18 protein-coding genes are annotated in these 19,253 nt (G+C 36.2%); all 18 read right to left on the bottom strand.

Features of this window, described 5'->3' with window-relative positions:
* Positions 1-131: 131 nt before the first annotated feature.
* Positions 132-668 carry an LTA synthase family protein gene (locus KHA96_RS02215; protein WP_213127662.1) on the bottom strand — a complete coding sequence of 179 codons (537 nt, stop codon included), beginning with the start codon at positions 666-668 and terminating at the stop codon, positions 132-134.
* A 109-nt stretch (positions 669-777) separates the two neighbouring features.
* Positions 778-1,911, bottom strand: coding sequence for an RNA polymerase sigma factor RpoD (gene rpoD, locus KHA96_RS02210; RefSeq protein ID WP_213127661.1), 1,134 nt, complete (start codon positions 1,909-1,911; stop codon positions 778-780).
* A gap of 59 nt (positions 1,912-1,970) precedes the next feature.
* Positions 1,971-3,779 carry a DNA primase gene (dnaG, locus tag KHA96_RS02205; protein WP_213127660.1) on the bottom strand — a complete coding sequence of 603 codons (1,809 nt, stop codon included), beginning with the start codon at positions 3,777-3,779 and terminating at the stop codon, positions 1,971-1,973.
* A 53-nt stretch (positions 3,780-3,832) separates the two neighbouring features.
* Positions 3,833-4,228 carry a YaiI/YqxD family protein gene (locus KHA96_RS02200; RefSeq protein WP_349305707.1) on the bottom strand — a complete coding sequence of 132 codons (396 nt, stop codon included), beginning with the start codon at positions 4,226-4,228 and terminating at the stop codon, positions 3,833-3,835.
* A gap of 299 nt (positions 4,229-4,527) precedes the next feature.
* A complete protein-coding gene (locus KHA96_RS02195) occupies positions 4,528-5,334 on the bottom strand; it encodes a pyruvate, water dikinase regulatory protein (RefSeq protein ID WP_213127659.1) in 807 nt (268 codons plus the stop codon).
* A gap of 20 nt (positions 5,335-5,354) precedes the next feature.
* Complete coding sequence (gene ccpN, locus KHA96_RS02190; protein ID WP_213128648.1) at positions 5,355-5,990, bottom strand: transcriptional regulator CcpN; 636 nt, start codon at positions 5,988-5,990, stop codon at positions 5,355-5,357.
* A gap of 50 nt (positions 5,991-6,040) precedes the next feature.
* Positions 6,041-8,098 carry a glycine--tRNA ligase subunit beta gene (glyS, locus tag KHA96_RS02185; protein WP_213127658.1) on the bottom strand — a complete coding sequence of 686 codons (2,058 nt, stop codon included), beginning with the start codon at positions 8,096-8,098 and terminating at the stop codon, positions 6,041-6,043.
* The gene (glyQ, locus tag KHA96_RS02180; RefSeq protein ID WP_213127657.1) at positions 8,091-8,987 is read right to left on the bottom strand and encodes a glycine--tRNA ligase subunit alpha; all 897 of its coding nucleotides are present in this window, start codon (positions 8,985-8,987) and stop codon (positions 8,091-8,093) included. Before glyQ ends, glyS begins: the two co-directional genes overlap by 8 nt.
* Positions 8,988-9,687: 700 nt before the next feature.
* A complete protein-coding gene (recO, locus tag KHA96_RS02175) occupies positions 9,688-10,440 on the bottom strand; it encodes a DNA repair protein RecO (protein ID WP_213127656.1) in 753 nt (250 codons plus the stop codon).
* Positions 10,441-10,483: 43 nt separating this feature from the next.
* The gene (locus KHA96_RS02170; protein WP_213127655.1) at positions 10,484-10,627 is read right to left on the bottom strand and encodes a YqzL family protein; all 144 of its coding nucleotides are present in this window, start codon (positions 10,625-10,627) and stop codon (positions 10,484-10,486) included.
* Between the two features lie 281 nt (positions 10,628-10,908).
* Entirely contained in the window at positions 10,909-11,832 is a 924-nt protein-coding gene (era, locus tag KHA96_RS02165; RefSeq protein ID WP_213127654.1) for a GTPase Era, read from the bottom strand.
* Positions 11,825-12,223, bottom strand: a complete 399-nt coding sequence (locus KHA96_RS02160; protein WP_213127653.1) for a cytidine deaminase — start codon at positions 12,221-12,223, stop codon at positions 11,825-11,827. Before KHA96_RS02160 ends, era begins: the two co-directional genes overlap by 8 nt.
* 621 nt (positions 12,224-12,844) lie before the next feature.
* Positions 12,845-13,204 carry a diacylglycerol kinase family protein gene (locus tag KHA96_RS02155; protein ID WP_249315219.1) on the bottom strand — a complete coding sequence of 120 codons (360 nt, stop codon included), beginning with the start codon at positions 13,202-13,204 and terminating at the stop codon, positions 12,845-12,847.
* Positions 13,205-13,220: 16 nt separating this feature from the next.
* A complete protein-coding gene (gene ybeY / locus KHA96_RS02150; RefSeq protein WP_213127651.1) occupies positions 13,221-13,691 on the bottom strand; it encodes an rRNA maturation RNase YbeY in 471 nt (156 codons plus the stop codon).
* The gene (locus tag KHA96_RS02145; RefSeq protein ID WP_213127650.1) at positions 13,675-15,864 is read right to left on the bottom strand and encodes an HD family phosphohydrolase; all 2,190 of its coding nucleotides are present in this window, start codon (positions 15,862-15,864) and stop codon (positions 13,675-13,677) included. Before KHA96_RS02145 ends, ybeY begins: the two co-directional genes overlap by 17 nt.
* Positions 15,865-16,544: 680 nt before the next feature.
* Positions 16,545-17,516 (bottom strand): PhoH family protein, encoded by a 972-nt coding sequence (locus tag KHA96_RS02140; protein WP_213127649.1) that lies wholly within the window; start codon positions 17,514-17,516, stop codon positions 16,545-16,547.
* A 3-nt stretch (positions 17,517-17,519) separates the two neighbouring features.
* Positions 17,520-18,707 carry a sporulation protein YqfD gene (gene yqfD, locus KHA96_RS02135; RefSeq protein WP_213127648.1) on the bottom strand — a complete coding sequence of 396 codons (1,188 nt, stop codon included), beginning with the start codon at positions 18,705-18,707 and terminating at the stop codon, positions 17,520-17,522.
* Positions 18,708-18,718: 11 nt separating this feature from the next.
* Positions 18,719-19,003, bottom strand: coding sequence for a sporulation protein YqfC (yqfC, locus tag KHA96_RS02130; protein ID WP_213127647.1), 285 nt, complete (start codon positions 19,001-19,003; stop codon positions 18,719-18,721).
* Positions 19,004-19,253 lie beyond the last annotated feature (250 nt).

Below are 19,253 nucleotides of genomic sequence, written 5' to 3'. Positions count from 1 at the left end.
TTGTTGACTTATTATACACAAGGAAAGGTCAGAACGTTGGCTGGCGTTAAGCCCTGGAGCTAGACTGGAAACTGTTAGGCAAGGTTTCTAACCTTAACATATTCTTAGCAATTAAAAATAAGAACGATTCTCTATATATACATAAATATTACTAAAGTGCCTGTGGCAATTGTACCGGCAATAATAAAAAAAAGCTGTTTTCGCCAAATTCCCCCAAAAAGCCAAATAAGGCAATTTGCTAAGAGCATAATATATAAACTTTTTTTGCTTGAAGAAAAAAAGGCGTTATTGATTTGAATCGTAAAAAGTAGCAATAAAAATGCTCCTGTAATAAAAATAAGTAGACCATTTCTCCTCTTTTTTCGAAAAATAAAAAAGGATACAACTAATATGAATACAAACAATGCCAAAAAAAGCGTTTGCATTCCGAACGAAACATCTGTAATATATGTAATTACAATCATTGTTCCAATGATTGATAAAAAAAGCAGGCTGAAAAAGATATCCATACTAAAAAAAAACTTTCTTTTCTCTACTTTTGCTTGTAATTGTTCTTCACCTTCTGTGTAAAGAGCGATTAAATAATTACAATAATGTTCAGGCAGCATTTTGTTTTGTTTCCAAAAAGAAATTTCATTTAAAATAATTTTTTTTCTTTCGGTATTCATAGGCAACACACTTTCTATGTTTTTGGAGATGAAAAAAATAAGAAAAAAGTTTACTTCCAAAAACAGAAGTAAACCGTATGCTTTCTACATTTTTGAAGTTGTTAAGTCATTATTCTAAAAAGTCTTTTAGTCGCTTACTTCTACTTGGATGTCGAAGCTTTCTTAAAGCTTTTGCTTCTATCTGTCTAATTCTTTCTCTTGTAACACCGAATACTTTACCAACCTCTTCAAGAGTGCGAGTACGTCCATCATCCAGTCCAAAGCGAAGACGGAGTACATTTTCTTCTCTGTCCGTTAACGTATCAAGTACATCTTCAAGTTGTTCTTTTAGTAACTCATATGCCGCATGCTCGGACGGTGAAGTGGCTTCCTGATCCTCTATGAAATCGCCTAAATGGGAATCATCTTCTTCACCAATCGGTGTTTCTAATGATACAGGTTCTTGCGCGATTTTTAATATTTCGCGGACTTTTTCTGGGGTTAAATCCATTTCTTCCGCAATTTCCTCAGGAGATGGTTCACGACCTAAATCTTGAAGCAATTGACGTTGAACTCTAATTAATTTATTAATCGTCTCAACCATATGAACCGGAATCCTAATCGTGCGGGCTTGATCTGCAATTGCTCGAGTAATAGCCTGACGAATCCACCAAGTTGCATATGTGCTAAATTTAAAACCTTTATCATAATCAAATTTTTCAACTGCTTTAATTAAACCCATATTACCTTCTTGAATTAGATCTAAAAATAGCATCCCACGACCAACATAGCGTTTCGCGATGCTGACTACAAGCCTTAAATTCGCCTCTGCAAGCCGTTTTTTGGCTTCTTCGTCACCTTTTTCAATCCGCTTTGCCAGTTCAATTTCTTCTTCAGCCGATAAGAGATCCACTCGCCCAATCTCTTTTAAATACATACGGACAGGATCATTAATTTTTACACCTGGAGGTACGCTTAAATCATTTAAATCGAATTCTTCTTCATTCTCTTTTTGAGATGGATTTGGAATTGGATCATCCCCATCTTCATCAGCTTCTTCAAGTAGTTCGATGCCCTGATCAGTTAATTGCTCATAAAACTCATCCATTTGATGGGAATCCAAGTCAAAATGGGATAACTTTTCTGCAATTCTCTCATATGTTAAAGTACCGCGTTTTTTTCCTTGTTCAATTAATTGATCTTTTGACTGATCTAGGGTAATTTCAAGTTCTGTATCATTGGACCGTGCTGATTTTTCAGCCATGCGTCCTCCTCCTTCCGACATTTGCACACATACATTGACCTTTTAGTAAATATTTTTTATTACAGGGATCTGCGCAGTTCAATTATTTCTTTAGCAATTTCAAATGCTTTTGCGAAATCATTTTTTCGTTCTGCTGCTTTTTGTTCAGCTTGCTTTTCCTTTATCATTAACAACTTAGGCTGTTTCAACACATGACTAACGTAATCTCTTACTTCTTTTTCACTATATTCATGGTTCATTGCCAACATTTCAATTTCAGAAACAACAGCCCGAAGTTTTTTATCAGGCAAATAATTTAAAAACAAGCTAGGATCAGGTTTATTACCTTCTTCATAATACCCAAATAAATACGTTAATATTGCTTGATGCTCATCTATATGGAAGGTGGTATCACCTAGCATCTCGATTATTCGATATGCAAGATCCTCGTCACGAAGCATTCTGGCTATTAATTGTCTCTCTGCCGCCACAGGAGCTGGTAAAAGATTTTGGGTCTTCTTTGGTGATGATTGAGGAATGTTTCTTTGATCGGTTTTTATCTGTTGTCTCTTTACACTAGTTGTTTCAAATTGTGAGTGCTGCTCAACGAGGGCTTCAAGTGACAAAGAAAATTCTTCTGATAGCTGCCGTAAATATAAGTCACGTTCTACCGCATTTGAAAGCTTACTTATTTCTTTTAATGCTCTTTCGATAAACGAGAGCTTTTCTCCTTCATTTTGAAGGTTTTTCCCTTTTCGCAAGTAAAGAAGTTTAAATGCCATCCATGTTTGAGCATTCCCTATTACATGTTCACGGAATTTCTCCGGTCCGTATTTACGGATGTAGTCATCGGGATCAAGCTCGTCAGGCATTATAGCGACGCTTATATCGAGTCTATGGCTTTCTAGCATTAAACCAGATCGGTATGCTGCTTCGATACCTGCGGAATCTGAATCGAAACAAAGTGTGACTGAATTGGTTAACCTATTTAATAACTGGACATGTTTTTCAGTTAGAGCAGTACCCATGACTGCAACACTATTTTTCACATTAGCAGAATTAGCTGAAATCACGTCAGCAAATCCTTCAAATAATACGACACTCCCTTGTTTTCGAATATGACTTCTAGCATCGTAGTAGTTATATAATAGGGAGCTTTTATTAAAAAGTATTGTTTCAGGAGTATTTAAATACTTAGGTTGATTCTCTTCCGTCAAGGAACGAGCAGAAAAAGCTACGATTCTGCCTTTTGAATCATGAAGTGGAAACATTAGCCTATCGCGAAAACGGTCAAAGTAAGAGCCGTCTTTTTCACGTACACTTAACAATCCAGCCTTTTCCATTAAATCACGAGTGAAGCCGCGGCTTTCTAAAAACTTAATGGCCACATCCCATTCTGGTAATGAATACCCTACTTTAAACCTTTGAATGCTCTCAGTTGTAAAACCTCTTTTTAATAAATAATCTAGAGCTTTCGCCCCTTCATTCGTATTCAAAAGCAAATGGTGATAAAACTTTGCAAGGATTTCATGGGCTTCTATTATTAAGGAGTGTTCTTTTGGAAGCTGAAGTTCATTGTCATTAGTAATTTCGATATCAAGTGCAATATTACCTCTTTTTGCTATTTTCTCAGCTGCTTCCTGAAAAGAAACTCCTTCAATTTCCGTCATAAAGGTAAAAACGTTTCCTCCTGCACCACATCCGAAACAGTGAAAGATTTGTTTTTCAGCAGATACAGAAAACGATGGTGTGTTCTCCCCATGAAAAGGGCATAAACCAAAGTAATTTCGTCCTTGTTTTTTTAATTGGACATAGTCACTAATGACATCAACGATATCAATTGATTGCTTGATTTCATTGATTTTCTCTTCAGGAATTCTTATTGCCAAAAAAAACATCCCCAATTTTATAATCTAACTTATATCTTATTCGACATCAATTCTTAAACTCCTTCAATTTTCGACAATAATTTCCGTAAACATTTTTGAAAGTTTTGGCGGTCATGCATAGTAAATGGTTTTGGTCCTTTACCATATATCCCGCGTTCCCTTTCCTTGGCAGCAAGATAACGAAAATCTAATGCAGTCTGAATGGATTCTTCCTTATATTCCGTTCCCCTAGCGGAAAGTGCATAAACGCCTTTTGCTAAGGCGAGACTAGCAAGACCGATATCTTGTGTTATTAGTATATCGCCCTTTTTAATTTTATTTAGGATATGCAGATCTGCAGAATCCTTTCCGGCATCTACAAAAATCCATTCACCGCTTTCCTCCTCCCTTTTTCGTATATGGTCATAAGAAGCGATGTAACGCACGTGAATCATGAATTCTTTCGCAATTGATCCAATATCCGATTTAACAGGGCAGGCATCCGCATCTACGTATATAACGGAAGTTATGCGGTTATTATTAATAATTCTACATCACTCCTGTGATTCCTTCTTTCTTTGAAAAGTCTTTAAGGAATCATGTCGTTTTTTCTCGTTATAATTTTATATGATGAACACAATAATTAGTTTATTCCTGAAACACCAAGTCTAAACCTTTTTTTATCTTTTCACACACAATTTTTTATTATATCTTATATTTTAGCTTTTTGCCATTATTAAATAGGAAAAACACAACAAAAGTTGTGCCCTTATTTTTTCATTTGCATGTAATTAATTATAATATTTGCCGTTTCCTCAACTGCTTTATTCGTTACATCAATGACAGTACAATTTAATCGATTGGAAATTGTATCAAAATATTCAATTTCACGTTTAATTCTTTCAATATTGGCATAGCTGGCAGTGTCATCTAATCCAAGGGAAATTAATCTTTCTCTTCTAATATGGTTTAATTTTTCTGGGCTGATTTTTAGTCCAATACATCGCTTAGGATCTACCATAAATAATTCTTCAGGTGGATCGATTTCTGGAACTACTGGTACATTCGCAACCTTATAGCTTTTTAAGGCGAGATATTGAGATAGAGGAGTCTTAGAAGTTCGAGAAACTCCGACCAAAATAATATCCGCTCTCAATAGGCCTCTCGGGTCTCTTCCATCATCATATTTCACAGCAAATTCTATTGCTTCAACCCGCTTAAAATAATCTTCATCTAATTTTCTCACTAGTCCAGGTTTATTGAGAGGAGCATTTTCAAAAGTCTTTTCAAACATATCCATAAGAGGGCCCATTATATCAATCCCATTTACGTTTTGCAACTCCGTCATTGTTTTCATATATCCTCTAATTTCCGGTTTTACTAGTGTATAGACAATCATGCCATTGTCTTGCTTAGCCGACGAAATCACTTCATCAATATGCTTCCGCTCCTCCACGTATGGAATGCGTTTAATAATGGCATTCGAACCATTAAATTGACTAATGGCTGCTTTCGTTACAAGTTCGGCTGTCTCCCCAACGGAATCAGATACAACATAAATAATAGGTTCTGCCATCACTATATCCTTTCTGAAAGTTATAGATCTTTCTCTGCAAGTTCTACAAGAACTCTAGTTATATTTGTCTTCGTAAATCTCCCGATCACTTCGTATCCGTTTGTTGTTTTATTCACGACTGGGATAGCGTCGATTTGCGAATTTATTAATTTTTTTGCTACATCAACAAGTAAATCATTTTTTTGACACGTCGTTATATTGGGCATGCGCGTCATAATAATATTAACAGGAAGTGTGGTCAGTTTCTGTTGACCTATACTAGCCCTCAATAAATCTTTTCTCGACAATACCCCTACAAGATGATCGTTGGCATCAGTAACAAAGAGTGTTCCAACGTCTTCCGAAAAAACAGTGACGATCGCATCATAAACTGACATATTTTCATTAATGACTACTGGAGTTGATTCAAAACCATCTATTTGCATATTTTTCAGTTTTTCGGCTATTAAATGATTACTTGTTTTTCCTGTGTAAAAATACCCAACCCTTGGTTTGGCATTTAGGAAACCAGTCATAGTTAAAATCGCCAAATCCGGTCTTAGTGTAGCTCGGGTCAAACAAAGCTTTTCCGCAATACTTTCTCCAGTAATAGGTCCGAAACCTTTGACGATTTGCAATATTTTCTCTTGTCTATTACTTAATTCGATTGTACTCACCACCAATATGTAACCAGACTTGCACTTTATAAGTACAAGTCCTCTTAAAATTATTTTACAACAATCACATTCACGGATGCATATTTCCCAATAAGCTCAGCTAATTTTAACATTTGTGCAAGTCGATTTTGTTTTATTTCATCTTGGTCAGCCATCACCATTGTATGGTCAAAATATGCAGAGATTACTGATTCAAGAGAAGATATTGCTTCAAAAAGATCATTGCTCGTTACTTTTGATTCAAAAATGGTTTCTAGTTCTTTCCACTGTCCATATAATTTTTCTTCATATTCATTTTCAAATAACGCTGGATTAATTTCGACACCGGGCTGCGCTTTTCCAGCGATATTTAATACACGGGAAAGTGACTCAATGGTTCCTTTAAAAGAAGTTTGTTCTTTTTTGTCCTGTAATGTATCAGCGCGATCAACAATGTCCTTCACACTATTAAAGTCGCCTGCTAGTACCGCCTCAATTAGATCATAGCGAATACCTTTTTCCTCGAGTAAGTGTTGAATTCTAAGCTTGAAAAAGACTTGTAATTGCTTATAAAGCTCATCATTATCATTGCCTTTTTCTATCACAATTACCTTTTTCAATAATCCGCTTAAAGATATGCTCCATTCTTTTTCAAATAAAATTTGAATTACCCCTGCTGCTTGCCTTCTCAATGCATAAGGGTCTTGGGAGCCGGTTGGAATTAATCCAATAGCAAATGATGAGATGATTGAATCCAACTTATCAGCCATGCTCACCATCGAGCCGATCGTTGTTGAAGGAATGCTATCTTCAGCATGTTTTGGCTTATAATGCTCGTATATGGCTTTAGCTACACCTGGGAGCTCTCCTTGCAGATGAGCATATTTCTCTCCCATTACTCCCTGTAATTCAGGAAATTCATTAACCATATTACTAACGAGGTCAAATTTACAAATCTCTGCTGCACGATCAGCTACTTTCAATTCCTGATTGGTTAAAGATAACATTTTGCCAATTTCTTCTGTAATTTTTCGAATTCTATTTACTTTTTCAGCTAATGTACCAATTTTCTCATGGTATATAATTGACTCTAGTTTTGTTAAGCTTTGATTGATTGGAATTTTTTGATCTTCTTTGTAAAAGAAATCAGCATCAGACAATCTTGCCCTTAAAACTTTTTCATTTCCCTTAGCAACTGTTTCAATATGACGATGATCCCCATTTCTTACTGCGACAAAATAGGGAAGCAATTCACCGTTTTTATTTTTCACCGGAAAATAGCGTTGATGGGATTTCATAGAAGTAATTAACACTTCTTCTGGAAGATTTAAAAAGTTTTTATTAAATGCTCCAAAAAAGACAGTTGGGTATTCAACTAGATTCGTTACTTCTTCTAAAAGATCATTTTCAATAGGGACATCCCAATTTTGCTCTTCCTCTAGTCTTCTAATCTGCTCTACGATTGCTGCTTTTCTTTCTTCATAATTGACAAGCACGTATTGACCTAGCAGCACTCTTTCATAATCAACTGGAGCAAGAATTGGAATTACTTCGCCTAAAAACCGATGTCCTTGGGTAATATTGCCTGATTTTACACATGCGATTTCAATTGGAATCGTTTCATTTCCAAATAATGCAATAAGCCATCTAATTGGACGAATAAACCGTACGTTTTGGCTGCCCCAGCGCATACTATTTGGAAAATGCAAGGAAGTAATTAAGTTGCTAAGCTGAGGCAGCAGCTTACTTGTTTCTACACCTTTAATAAATTTATTCGCGTGGGCATATTCGACACCTTTAATGTCTTTAAAGTAAAGATCATCTACAGATAATCCATTTGATTTCGCAAATCCGATAGCGGCTTTTGACCAATTACCTTCGCCATCAAAAAGAATTTTCTTAGCCGGACCTTTTAGCTCTTCTTCCGTATCATTTTGAGATTCCGCTACTTCTTTCACTAATACGGCCAATCTTCTTGGGGTCGAAAACAGGTTGACTTCTTGAAAAGATATTTTATTTTCCTGAAACCACTCTTCTATTTTTTGTCCCAATTCACGAATTGCCTTATTTATAAATCGCGCTGGCATTTCTTCAATGCCGATCTCTAATAATAAATCTCGCTTACTCATTCCCTGCGGCCTCCTCTTTTAAATGATTTAATATAGGGAATCCAAGCTTTTCTCGTTCCTCGTAAAATGTTTTAGCTACCTGCCGAGCCATGCTCCTCATCCTGCCAATATAGGCTGTTCGCTCAGTAACCGATATTGCCCCTTTAGCATCCAAAAGATTAAATACGTGGGAACATTTCAAAATATAATCATAGGCAGGGTGCACAAGACCTAATTCCATTTGCTTCTTCGCTTCTGTTTCATACGTATAAAACAGATTAAATAACATATCTTGATTGGAAGATTCGAATGCATACTTGGAATGTTCATATTCGGGCTGATAAAATATATCCCTTACTGTAAATCCATTTGTCCATTCCAAATCAAACACGTTTTCTTTTTCCTGTATATAAGAAGCGAGTCTTTCAATTCCATAAGTCAATTCAACGGATACGGGTTTACACTCTAGACCGCCAACTTGTTGGAAGTAAGTAAATTGTGTTACTTCCATACCGTCCAGCCAGACTTCCCAACCAAGGCCAGCACAACCTAGCGATGGATTTTCCCAATTATCTTCAACAAAACGAATATCATGCTCTAAAGGATTAATACCTAGAGCTTTTAATGAATCTAAATACATTTCTTGAATATTGTCTGGAGAAGGCTTCATGATCACTTGAAATTGGTGGTGTTGATATAAGCGATTTGGATTTTCACCATAACGCCCATCCGCAGGTCGTCTAGATGGTTCGACGTAGGCAACATTCCATGGTTCAGGCCCAATTGCTCGCAAAAAAGTATATGGGCTCATTGTACCTGCTCCCTTTTCAACATCATATGCTTGCATTAATATACACCCGTAATCAGACCAGTGCTTTTGTAAAGCTAAAATCATTTCCTGTATATTCATATCTCTCTTCCTTTCTGACCAAAAATAAAGGTTCTTTTTCCAAACATTATTGCTTTTTGATATAAATCTAATTATGGATATTAGATTTTATCCTCAAAACTGATATTAATATGGGAATGGAGCTACCGGCTATTAACATCTAAACTTTCTTACTAGGTGTAAAGCCAGCTCTTGAGCATTTACCAAAACAATCAACTTTAAAAAATAGCTATAATAAAAAACTCTCGTCTCTATGCTTGTCATAAAGCATAGGGACGAGAGTTATCCCGCGGTTCCACCCTATTTGCCGCAAAAACGGCCATCTTTCAATAAAGTTGCTCCAGAGTGCCTTCACTAATGACCATAACCCGGCTTCCACTATCCCGGATTCGCTAATTTAAGGATTACCATTAGCTACTTCTTTCTTTCTTTGCAACGACTTATTCATTTATCATATACAAAAAATAGCTGATAATGGTCAAATTGTCAAATATCTTTTCTCAAAATGAAGAAAAGTATAGTATGTTCTCTGTGCAATTTCCAAAAAGCTTCGTGCCAGTTACGCAGTCTTTTGCTCGCTTGTTAGATTCAGGCGTCAGAACAGCAAGTGCTAAAATAGCTTAAAAAGTTCACATAAACTTTTTCAACTTAGAAAATGCTTCCCAGGATTTACATGATGCGGCGGTGCGATGTAAAAGGAGCTGGTGCTGCCACTTTCCTTTTATATCTGTCCTTTTAACTTATCTAGCTGATCAAGAAAACGTTTTGACTTTAATTGTAATCCAGAATATTCATCATAGTATAGTGATATGGCATCCTTTAATTCTTTTTTCGTTTCAGGCTTAACGGATATGGATCCAAGCCTGTGAATATCAAAAAAATAAAATAATCGAAGCAGCTTTACTGCATTTTGTGATAATGGAAAAAAGTGAGGATCTTTTTCAAAGCACTGATGACAGATTAATCCATTTTCCTTAATAGATAATCCGAATTGTGCTTCGGTACTACCACATACTGTACATTGATTCATCTCAGGATATAATCCTAGGACGTTTAACATTTTCATCTCAAAAATATTCGTTACAATGTCAGGATCATAATCCTCGTTAATATATTGAAGGGTTTGCAGCAACAATTCAAATAAAAAAGGATTACGCTCCCTTTCCCCTGTTCCTTTATCCAGTAAATCCGCAATATAAGTTGCATAAGCTGTCTTAAAAATATCCTCACGAATTGCTCTTAAAGAAGTTATTAATTCAGCCTGTTGCATTGTCCCTAAGCTTCGATTTCCTTGGATCATAAAATAACCATAAGTAAAAAGCTGGGTAGGGCTGGCAAGGCGGCTGTTTGTCTTTTTTGCCCCTCTTGCCATACCGGCGATTTTCCCAGCTTCTCTTGTAAATATCGTCACTATTTTATTTGATTCCCCATAGTCCGTAGATCTTATAACAATTCCTTCGTATTTTTCCACCATGAATAAATGTCCCCTTTCAAATCTGGGGCAAAAACACAAGTTCTTATGTTACAGGATAATCTATTTCATCTGAATGTTCCATATGCGGCAGAATATTCATATGCTCTTCTTTTTCAAGTTCCTTTAGAAGCAAGTACGTATCAACATTACCTGTCTCTTTGAAAACTTTCCACGTGAACTCATACATGTAAATCCCGCCTTTCAAAGTAGTAAACATATTTTCTCACTAAAACAAGACGTAATACTGAATAAAATTTGTTAAAGTAACCAATCAAAAATTTGGATAGATCTTACTTAAACAATGTTGCTATTTAATGCAAGAGATATATTTTGTTTACAAAACCGAGGTTTAAAATGGGAATGGAGCTCCCAGCATAAGAACCGATGTATTTTCTTATTAGATATTAAAGCGGCCTAGGCTATTTCTAAAACAACAAACTTTTAAGAAAATACCGTTGAAATAAACGTTTAATATTCATCTTCCTTAAAACCATAGTCTCTAAGGTGAAAAGCTTTATTTCGCCAATCCTTTTGCACCTTCACCCAAAGCTCTAAAAAAACTTTGGAGCCAAGAAGATTTTCAATATCTATGCGAGCTCGCTGCCCTATTTCTTTTAACATTTTTCCTTGCTTTCCAATAATAATTCCTTTTTGGGAATCCCGCTCCACTATTATGGTTGCCATAATATGAATGATGTTCTTATTCTCTTTTTGTTCCATCTTATCTATAAGAACTGCCGTTGAATGAGGTACCTCTTCTCTTGTTAAATGAAGCGCTTTCTCCCTAATTAATTCTGAGACGATAAACCTTTCCGGATGATCTGTCACTTGGTCTTCCGGATAATATTGAGGACCTTCAGGTAAGTAATGCTTGAGTTGCGTTAAAAGTGTATCGATGTTATTACCTTCTAATGCTGAAATAGGCACTATCTCTTTAAAATCGTACATTTCTCTATATTGATCCATAATAGTTAGAAGTTTATCAGGTTGAACGAGGTCAATTTTATTAATGACTAGAAATACTGGTGTACGTACACCTTTCAACTTTTCAATGATGAATTCATCACCTTTGCCAAAGCCCTCATCTGCATTGATCATACATAAAATCAGATCAACTTCTTTTAAGGTATTAATGGCAATCTTCATCATAAAATCGCCTAATTTGTGCTTTGGCTTATGAATCCCTGGAGTATCAATAAAGATCATTTGGGAATCATTTGTAGATAAAACACCTTGCACTTTATTTCTTGTTGTTTGTGGTTTATCACTCATGATGGCAATTTTTTGCCCTATAACATGATTCAAAAAAGTGGATTTCCCCACATTCGGTCTGCCGATAATGGAAATAAATCCTGATTTGTATTGATTGTTTTTTTGCGACTGATTATTCATGTAAATCCTCCGGTGAAAAAGCAAAGGGCAATAATTCTTCTACGGTTATTTCTTTAATATCCCCTTTTTTGTTTGCCAAAACCACTTTCATGCTTTTTGGGCACAATTCAGCAATTACTTGGCGGCATGCACCACAGGGCGGGACAGGTCTTTCCGTATCTGCTATCACAGCTAACATTACAAAATCTTTATCCCCTTCTGATACTGCTTTAAAAATAGCAGTCCTCTCAGCACAATTTACTACACTGTAAGCTGCATTTTCTATATTACATCCATGATACACTTTCCCATCACTTGTAAGCAATGCAGCTCCAACCGGAAAATGTGAATAAGGGACATAAGCATTCTCTTTCGCTTTGGCTGCTTCTTGCACTAGTTGTTCTCGTTTCATTTTGTTCTCCCCGACTTTCATACATATATTTTACTACATTTTTCCATAAAAAAGTGCAGTTCATCATAAATTTTTTCAAAATTAGGATTTTTAATCGTTTTGTAATATTGGCTGTGCCAATATTTTAACTTACCGAAAGAACAAGTTCAAATTGTTGAACGTAAAAAAGAAAAAGACAACTCATTAAAGGAGCGAAAAAACCCCTTTAACGAAATTGATGATTAGTGCTTCACGTGCTTTGCTTTCCGCTTAGCTAGTAAAAGCCTCTAACACTGTTGACAACAAAAAAGGTATAAATTCCCAAATTCAGGGGGAATTATACCTTTTTTTGTACATTTTAGAATCAACTTTTAATGGGTAAATTATGATTCAATCTCAACATTCATTGATGCGATTGAAAAGAAAACAATAATTGATACGCTTATCTGTCTGACATTCCTGCGCAAAATGTGAGAAAGGCATGACCCCGCAAGGCAATGTCCGAGGAGATTTGCCACACAGCCCCGGAATGTGAACGAATGCGGCTCAAATGGTAATAATACATACTTGGAATTTAATAACGATTTTACAAAACTCTGTAGAGCTTTTATATTTCGGAAAATCAACTATGAAATTGCTCATTTAATGAAAAAATAGGGTCATTAGTTTTGGTCCCAATATGACTATTCCGATAATAACAGACATGATTGCATATACAAGTACTGCAGCTGCAGCGAGATCCTTTGCCTGCTTCGCTAATGGTTTAATTTCTTTAGTGGCAATATCTACTGATCGTTCAAGGGCTGAGTTTACAAGCTCCAGCGCCAGTACACCAAATATCGAAATAATAATGAATAGCCATTCTGTTTTATTTATTTTTAAAATAATTGATAAAACAGTTACAATTAAGGCACATGTAATATGAATTTGAAAATTTTTTTCAACCTTTGTCGCATAGACGATCCCTTGAATTGCATACTTAAAGGCACATGCAATACGCATTATTGAAAATCTCCCATTACCTTTCAAGGCCATAACCTTCAAGAAGTTCATTTTGTCTTGCAAACATCTTTTTTTCTTCCTCTTCCTCGATATGATCATAACCGAGTAAGTGGAGAAATCCATGGATCGTTAAGAAACCAAGTTCCCTTGCGTAGGAATGGCCGTATTCGTTTGCTTGCTCCTGTGCTTTATCACTGGATATGATAATGTCACCAAGCATGCGAGGCATATCTACCCCTATAATTTCCTGCTCATCCTCACCTAATTCTTCCATTGCAAATGATATGACATCTGTAGCATAATCCTTTCCACGGTATTCCTTATTTATTTTTTGAATTTCGTCATTGGAGACAATCATAACTGATAACTCAGTTTCGTCCTCTATATGCTCTTTCTCAGCGGCATAGTTTAAGAGTCTTTTGATAAGCTCAACATCTGAATCTGACAACTTTTTAGTCTCATCAATTAAATCAATTTGCAGTGTCACTGCCGATCACCTTCTGTTGTTTTAAGTCAGGATACTCAATTCTAGAATGGAATATGCCATTTAATGTTTCACAAAATCTTGTCTTTACAAGCTCAATTTCTTTTAATGTGAGATCACATTCATTGAATTGCCCATCCAAGATTTTATCCTGTGAAATATGATGGACAAGAGAACGAATCTCGCCGGGAGTTGGGTTTGCCATAGAGCGAACGGCCGCCTCTACACTATCTGCAAGACTTATAACAGCTGCTTCTCTTGTTTGCGGCTTCGGCCCAGGATAGCGATAATCAATTTCTGGTGTATCATCATTTAGCTTCTTTGCTTTAAAATAAAAATACTTAAGCAAACTAGTACCATGATGCTGTTCGGCAATATCAACAATCTCTTTCGGTAATTTATGTTTTCTTAATTCCTTTGCCCCGTCCGCCGCATGTGAAATAATTATATCCTTGCTCGTTTCCGCGGGAAGGCGATCATGAGGATTTTCTATATTCATTTGGTTTTCAATAAAAAATGGTGGTCTTTTAGTCTTCCCCACATCATGATAGTAACAGCCCACTCTAGCTAATAATCCGTTTGCTCCGATTGCTTCACAAGCAGCCTCTGCTAAATTTGCAACCATAACACTATGATGATACGTACCAGGTGTTTCGGTTAGAAGCTTTTTCAGTAAAGGATGATTCGGATTAGATAACTCAATTAACCTCATTGTTGATAAAATTCCAAACCCCGCTTCAAAAAAAGGAAGCAGACCGATCGTAAAAACGGAAGATAAAATTCCTGACATAACCGAAAATAATCCAAAATAAAAATATTCGGTAAGTGTGAACTGCCCTCCTCCAATTAACAATAGGAAAAAAATGAGTAGCAAATTGATACAAGATACTAGTAAACCAGCTCTTAAAATATGGCTTCTTTCATTTTTGGCAGATACAAATAAAACTCCTGCCAAACCACTAAAAAGTATATAAACTGCTATTTCAATATTTATTGTATCCGAAATTCCATCATGAAAAACAATGCTTCCACAAGATGCTAATATAATAGTCATAATGAGAGCAAGTCTTTCATTAATCATTGTTTTTATGAGCATTGGAGCCATTGCTGCAGGGAAAATATAGGCAACTTTGTTTAAGTTATCACCTTCTATTAAACCAATGATTTTCATAATAATGACGGAACAAATAAAAATCAAACTGGAAAGCAGCAAGTAACTTTGTTTTTTATCTTCGGATGTGGATAATCGCGAAAAATAAATATAGATTGAACCAATTACTAAAATCACAAATATTCCTAAACCAATGATTGGTTTTATAGTGGGATTATTTTTTAGCAAGCCCAGCATTTCTAACTGCCTGTATGTTTCTCTATCAATTAAATGGCCTTCTTGAACAATGATTTGCCCCTGCAGTATTTTTACAGGCTCAACATCTTCCATTGCTTGCTTTTTTCTTGCTTCCGTCAATAATGGGTCGTATAAATCATTTGGAACAATAGCATATTTACCTAATTCAATGGCGGCTGTTTGCAACTCATTAGATAGACCAGCCGTTTTTATTTGATCTGCGACGACCTTCCTGGCTGCTTCCATGCCATCTTCCCGAATTTGTTCATTCATGGCAGTTTCCACATATTGTTCAACAATATCTTTTGTTCTTTGCAATTCTTCGACATCCGCTTGTAAGAATGTAATAAATATAGGGTCTGATATCGTATTTGTAATGTCTTCCGAAACATTTTCAGTTAGCTTTGTTTTAAGTTGTTTTAACCTCGATTGCAAGGAAATGGCCGATACCTCTTCTTTTTTGATTTCTGAGGCATTTTTTTCCACATCTTTACTGGATTCGTTATTTGTATCTTTTACAAAATCAAAGATGGAAGTAATTAACGATACTCGATTTTGGGCCATTTCTTTTTTAAATACATATACTTTGTCAACCTGTTCGGCAGCATTTTCCTTAGCTTCTGCTGTCTTTATTTCATCCTCAACAGTCTTCGTTGAACGAATCGTTTTATCTGCTACCGAGAAAAGTTCGATATCATACGTTTCCGGCTTAACATTATGATACAATGTGGCAAATAGTGCTATACCTAGAATGCAATATATAATACTTGTAAACACCTTGTAGCTTAGGAACGTTCGGATTTTGCTAATATATGCTTGAAAGTCCATAAAATCCTCCATACCCTGTTTATTGCTGACTCATTTCAGCATTATATTTAAATAATAACAGTTTTACTAAGCGAAAACACTCGAATTTTGTAATCACTACTAAAAGAAGCATTATACCCTATATTAAATAAGACGAAAATTATTTAAAAAAGTTCCCATAGAGTTAAAACTCCGCTCCTGATGAAAAGGTCAGTGAAAAATCCCAATTAATAATTAGTAGTTGATTTGCGCTACAGGCGCTTCGCTTTCCGCAGGCACCGAAAAGTGAAAGGCGCCTATTTAGTTGTATGCAGGAAGATATATCTTGTTTTTTAGCAGTTGCCTTTGATGGAGCAGAAGCCCGCGACTACTGGTCGGCTAAAGACGGACAATTTCTGTGCAATGCCGGCACTAGGACGTTCTGTCCATCAGGGGATTAAAGCAGCTTGCCACGTGAGATTCCAAAGGACCGGAGCGACACTTTACTCAAGCCCTCGGAAAGCATCAGCATGCAGCGTAAATCAACAGTATTTAATGGAATCCAAGTCAAGATTGGACATTCTTAGGATAAAAAGACGACCCAATATCCAAAAGGTGGATATAAGTAAGGGTCGTCTTTTTGATGCTACTACCTATTATATTGATTAAGCGAAAGATTTTCAGTTCTAACCTGATGAAGTTGACGAGGTTATAAACTCGTATTATCCAGGTAAAGAATCGTGGCCTTCATAAGCTTCAATAATGCGGCCTACAAGGGGATGACGAACTACATCGCTTTGATTTAGGTGAATAAACGAAATTCCGGAAACTCCATTTAAAATAATTTCAGCAGCCATTAATCCAGACTTCGCCCCTTTAGGCAAGTCCACTTGGGTTGAGTCACCTGTTATTACCATTTTTGATCCAAATCCTAATCTAGTCAAAAACATTTTCATTTGCGCCTGAGTTGTGTTTTGAGCTTCATCCAAAATAACGAAAGCATCATCCAATGTTCGACCCCTCATATAAGCAAGAGGCGCAATCTCAATTGTTTCTCGATCTATTAGCCTCTGCGTGTGCTCAGCACCTAAAACATCGTGTAAAGAATCATACAAAGGTCGTAAGTATGGATCTACTTTCTCTTTTAAATCTCCTGGTAAAAAACCAAGGCTTTCTCCAGCTTCAATAGCAGGTCGTGTAAGAATAATTTTATTTACTTTATTATTTTTCAACGCATTTACTGCCATGACAACAGCGAGATATGTTTTACCTGTTCCTGCAGGGCCAATGCCAAATACGAGATCTAACTTGCGGATAGCGTCTATATACTGCCGCTGTCCCAACGTTTTCACTCGTATAGCTTTTCCTTTCGTATTGCGGGCTATTTCTTCATCAAATAGTTCCGAGAAATATTCAATACGATTTTGTTTAGCCATTTTTGCAGCATAAGCTACATCTCTTTCACCAATATGAATTCCTTTGCGTATGACGGTAAGAAGCTGTTTAATTGTTTCTCCTGCCATCTCTACAGAAGATGCGTCACCTGATAAATTTAGGGTCTCTCCCCTCGTTACAATCGTTACATTAAATTGTTCTTCAAGTAATTTTAAATTGACATCTGCATTACCAAACAATACTAAAGCTTCATCTGGGTTTTCTATTTCAATTTTTACTGTAGATATTTCTTCTGACATTCGCTAGTCTCCTTGAATGATTGGTCTTTCCTCAGCAATATTTTCAATCACTTGAAAATTTATGGATAGTTTTACTTTACCATTGTCAACTTCTTGTTGCAAAATATATTCCCCATCCAATCGTGCCTCCGCAGGTATCTTATTTGCCACATCCCTTCTAGCTAATTCTTTTGCAGCTTCAATCGCTTCCTCTTTTGTCAAGGAACGCGGCATGTTTTCATTTTCTCGTATTGTCTTTTCGGAATATATAATTGGAAGTTTCCATCCTAAAAAATACAAATCGTGGTCAATTGTTTCTATCTCATATTGTTTAAAATCCATTCTTTTAAAACCCCAAAATGGAATGGACAATTTACCTGACACCACATAATGCCTTCTGATTTCCTTCCCACTATATACTTGAAACTTTGAATTTAAAGGGAATTCGACTTTAGTGTTATACCAAGTTATTCCCCAAACTTCTCCAGATGCAGAAACAAGTATTGGTTTTTCTTCACTTCCAATCATACCTGATACAAGGAGTTGTCCTTTCTCTACGAATTGATTGATTTTCACTACTGGTTTTCCTTTTTCAACAAACATATTAGAAATAACTGCTTTTTTTTTCGCCACTAAATGACCAGGGCTTTTTAACTCTGGTTTTTTAGGTTCATTTTTTTGAACGACGTTGAAATGAAAGGTTGTCCCGTTTAATTCCACACCTATCCAAGTAATATTATCAATTCTTTCAGTTAATTTTTGCTGAATGACATCTGGTTTATCGCTAAACAGGTGGAAAGAACCAACCTTTATCCCTAATTGTGTCAATTCTTTTCTCATTTTATGTTCAGTTTCTGGATCTGCTCCTTTAATCTCGATTCCCCATGTAATATTTGAAAGAATAAAAGCAATCAAAAAAAACAACACGATTCCTACAAGAAAGCCACTATGTTTAATCGCCCTTTTCCAAATAAATGGCAAACCTTCACCTCGAATAAGCGTAATCGAACAGTCCGCCTTACGAGCAGCATGACGAAATTTATGTAAATCTGGGAGAGCAATAAAGAAAAGGACAGAACCATTCTTCCTCTTTTTCACTTTCCACATGATAAGCCCTGATTGAGCGAGTCGATTGATCAACCGCTCAATCCCTTTCCCCTCCACTTTTACCAACACACTTCCAGTAATGAACGTCAGCCACTGATTTTTCAATTACGCCACTCCTATCCATCTAGATACTGAACCTCTTCTATTTTCCCTTCAAGTAATAGTTCATCTGGCAAGATAGTCTTGATAACAAATGATTTTCCCTTTATAAGCAGTTGCCCTTGTTTTAACAAGAGCCTCAATTCCTTATCCGTGAATACGAGAAGTCCTTTATGATTTTCTATATAAATGTGCAACTGACCGACGATCGTTACTCTTGGCAGGTCCATAACGACGTCGGGAGGAAGTTCCATTTTGAATGCCATCCATTTTCGTATGTTATTGGTCCATTTTTTGGCCATAAAAAAGAACCCCCTTTCCTCTCATATGTATGAGTGGAAAGAAGGTTTCATCACAACTTATTATTAGAAATGCGCAAGCGCCTTGCTCATTGACTTGCAAATTTCAAAACCTTGACCGAGATAAAGAAAACTCGATGAGGCTGCATGGATATTCAATGTTTCCTTATCGCATGAAGAAGGACTAGAAATCTGCAAGTCGATAGACGCTGGCCAGCGAAAGTATAATTTCTAAAATAGTTCCCTCAGTAAG

Source organism: Bacillus sp. FJAT-49711 (assembly GCF_018343715.1).
Lineage (GTDB): Bacteria > Bacillota > Bacilli > Bacillales > Bacillaceae_C > Lederbergia.
The sequence above is the reverse complement of the archived record's forward strand: the minus strand, read 5'-3'. Positions and strand labels throughout refer to the sequence as shown.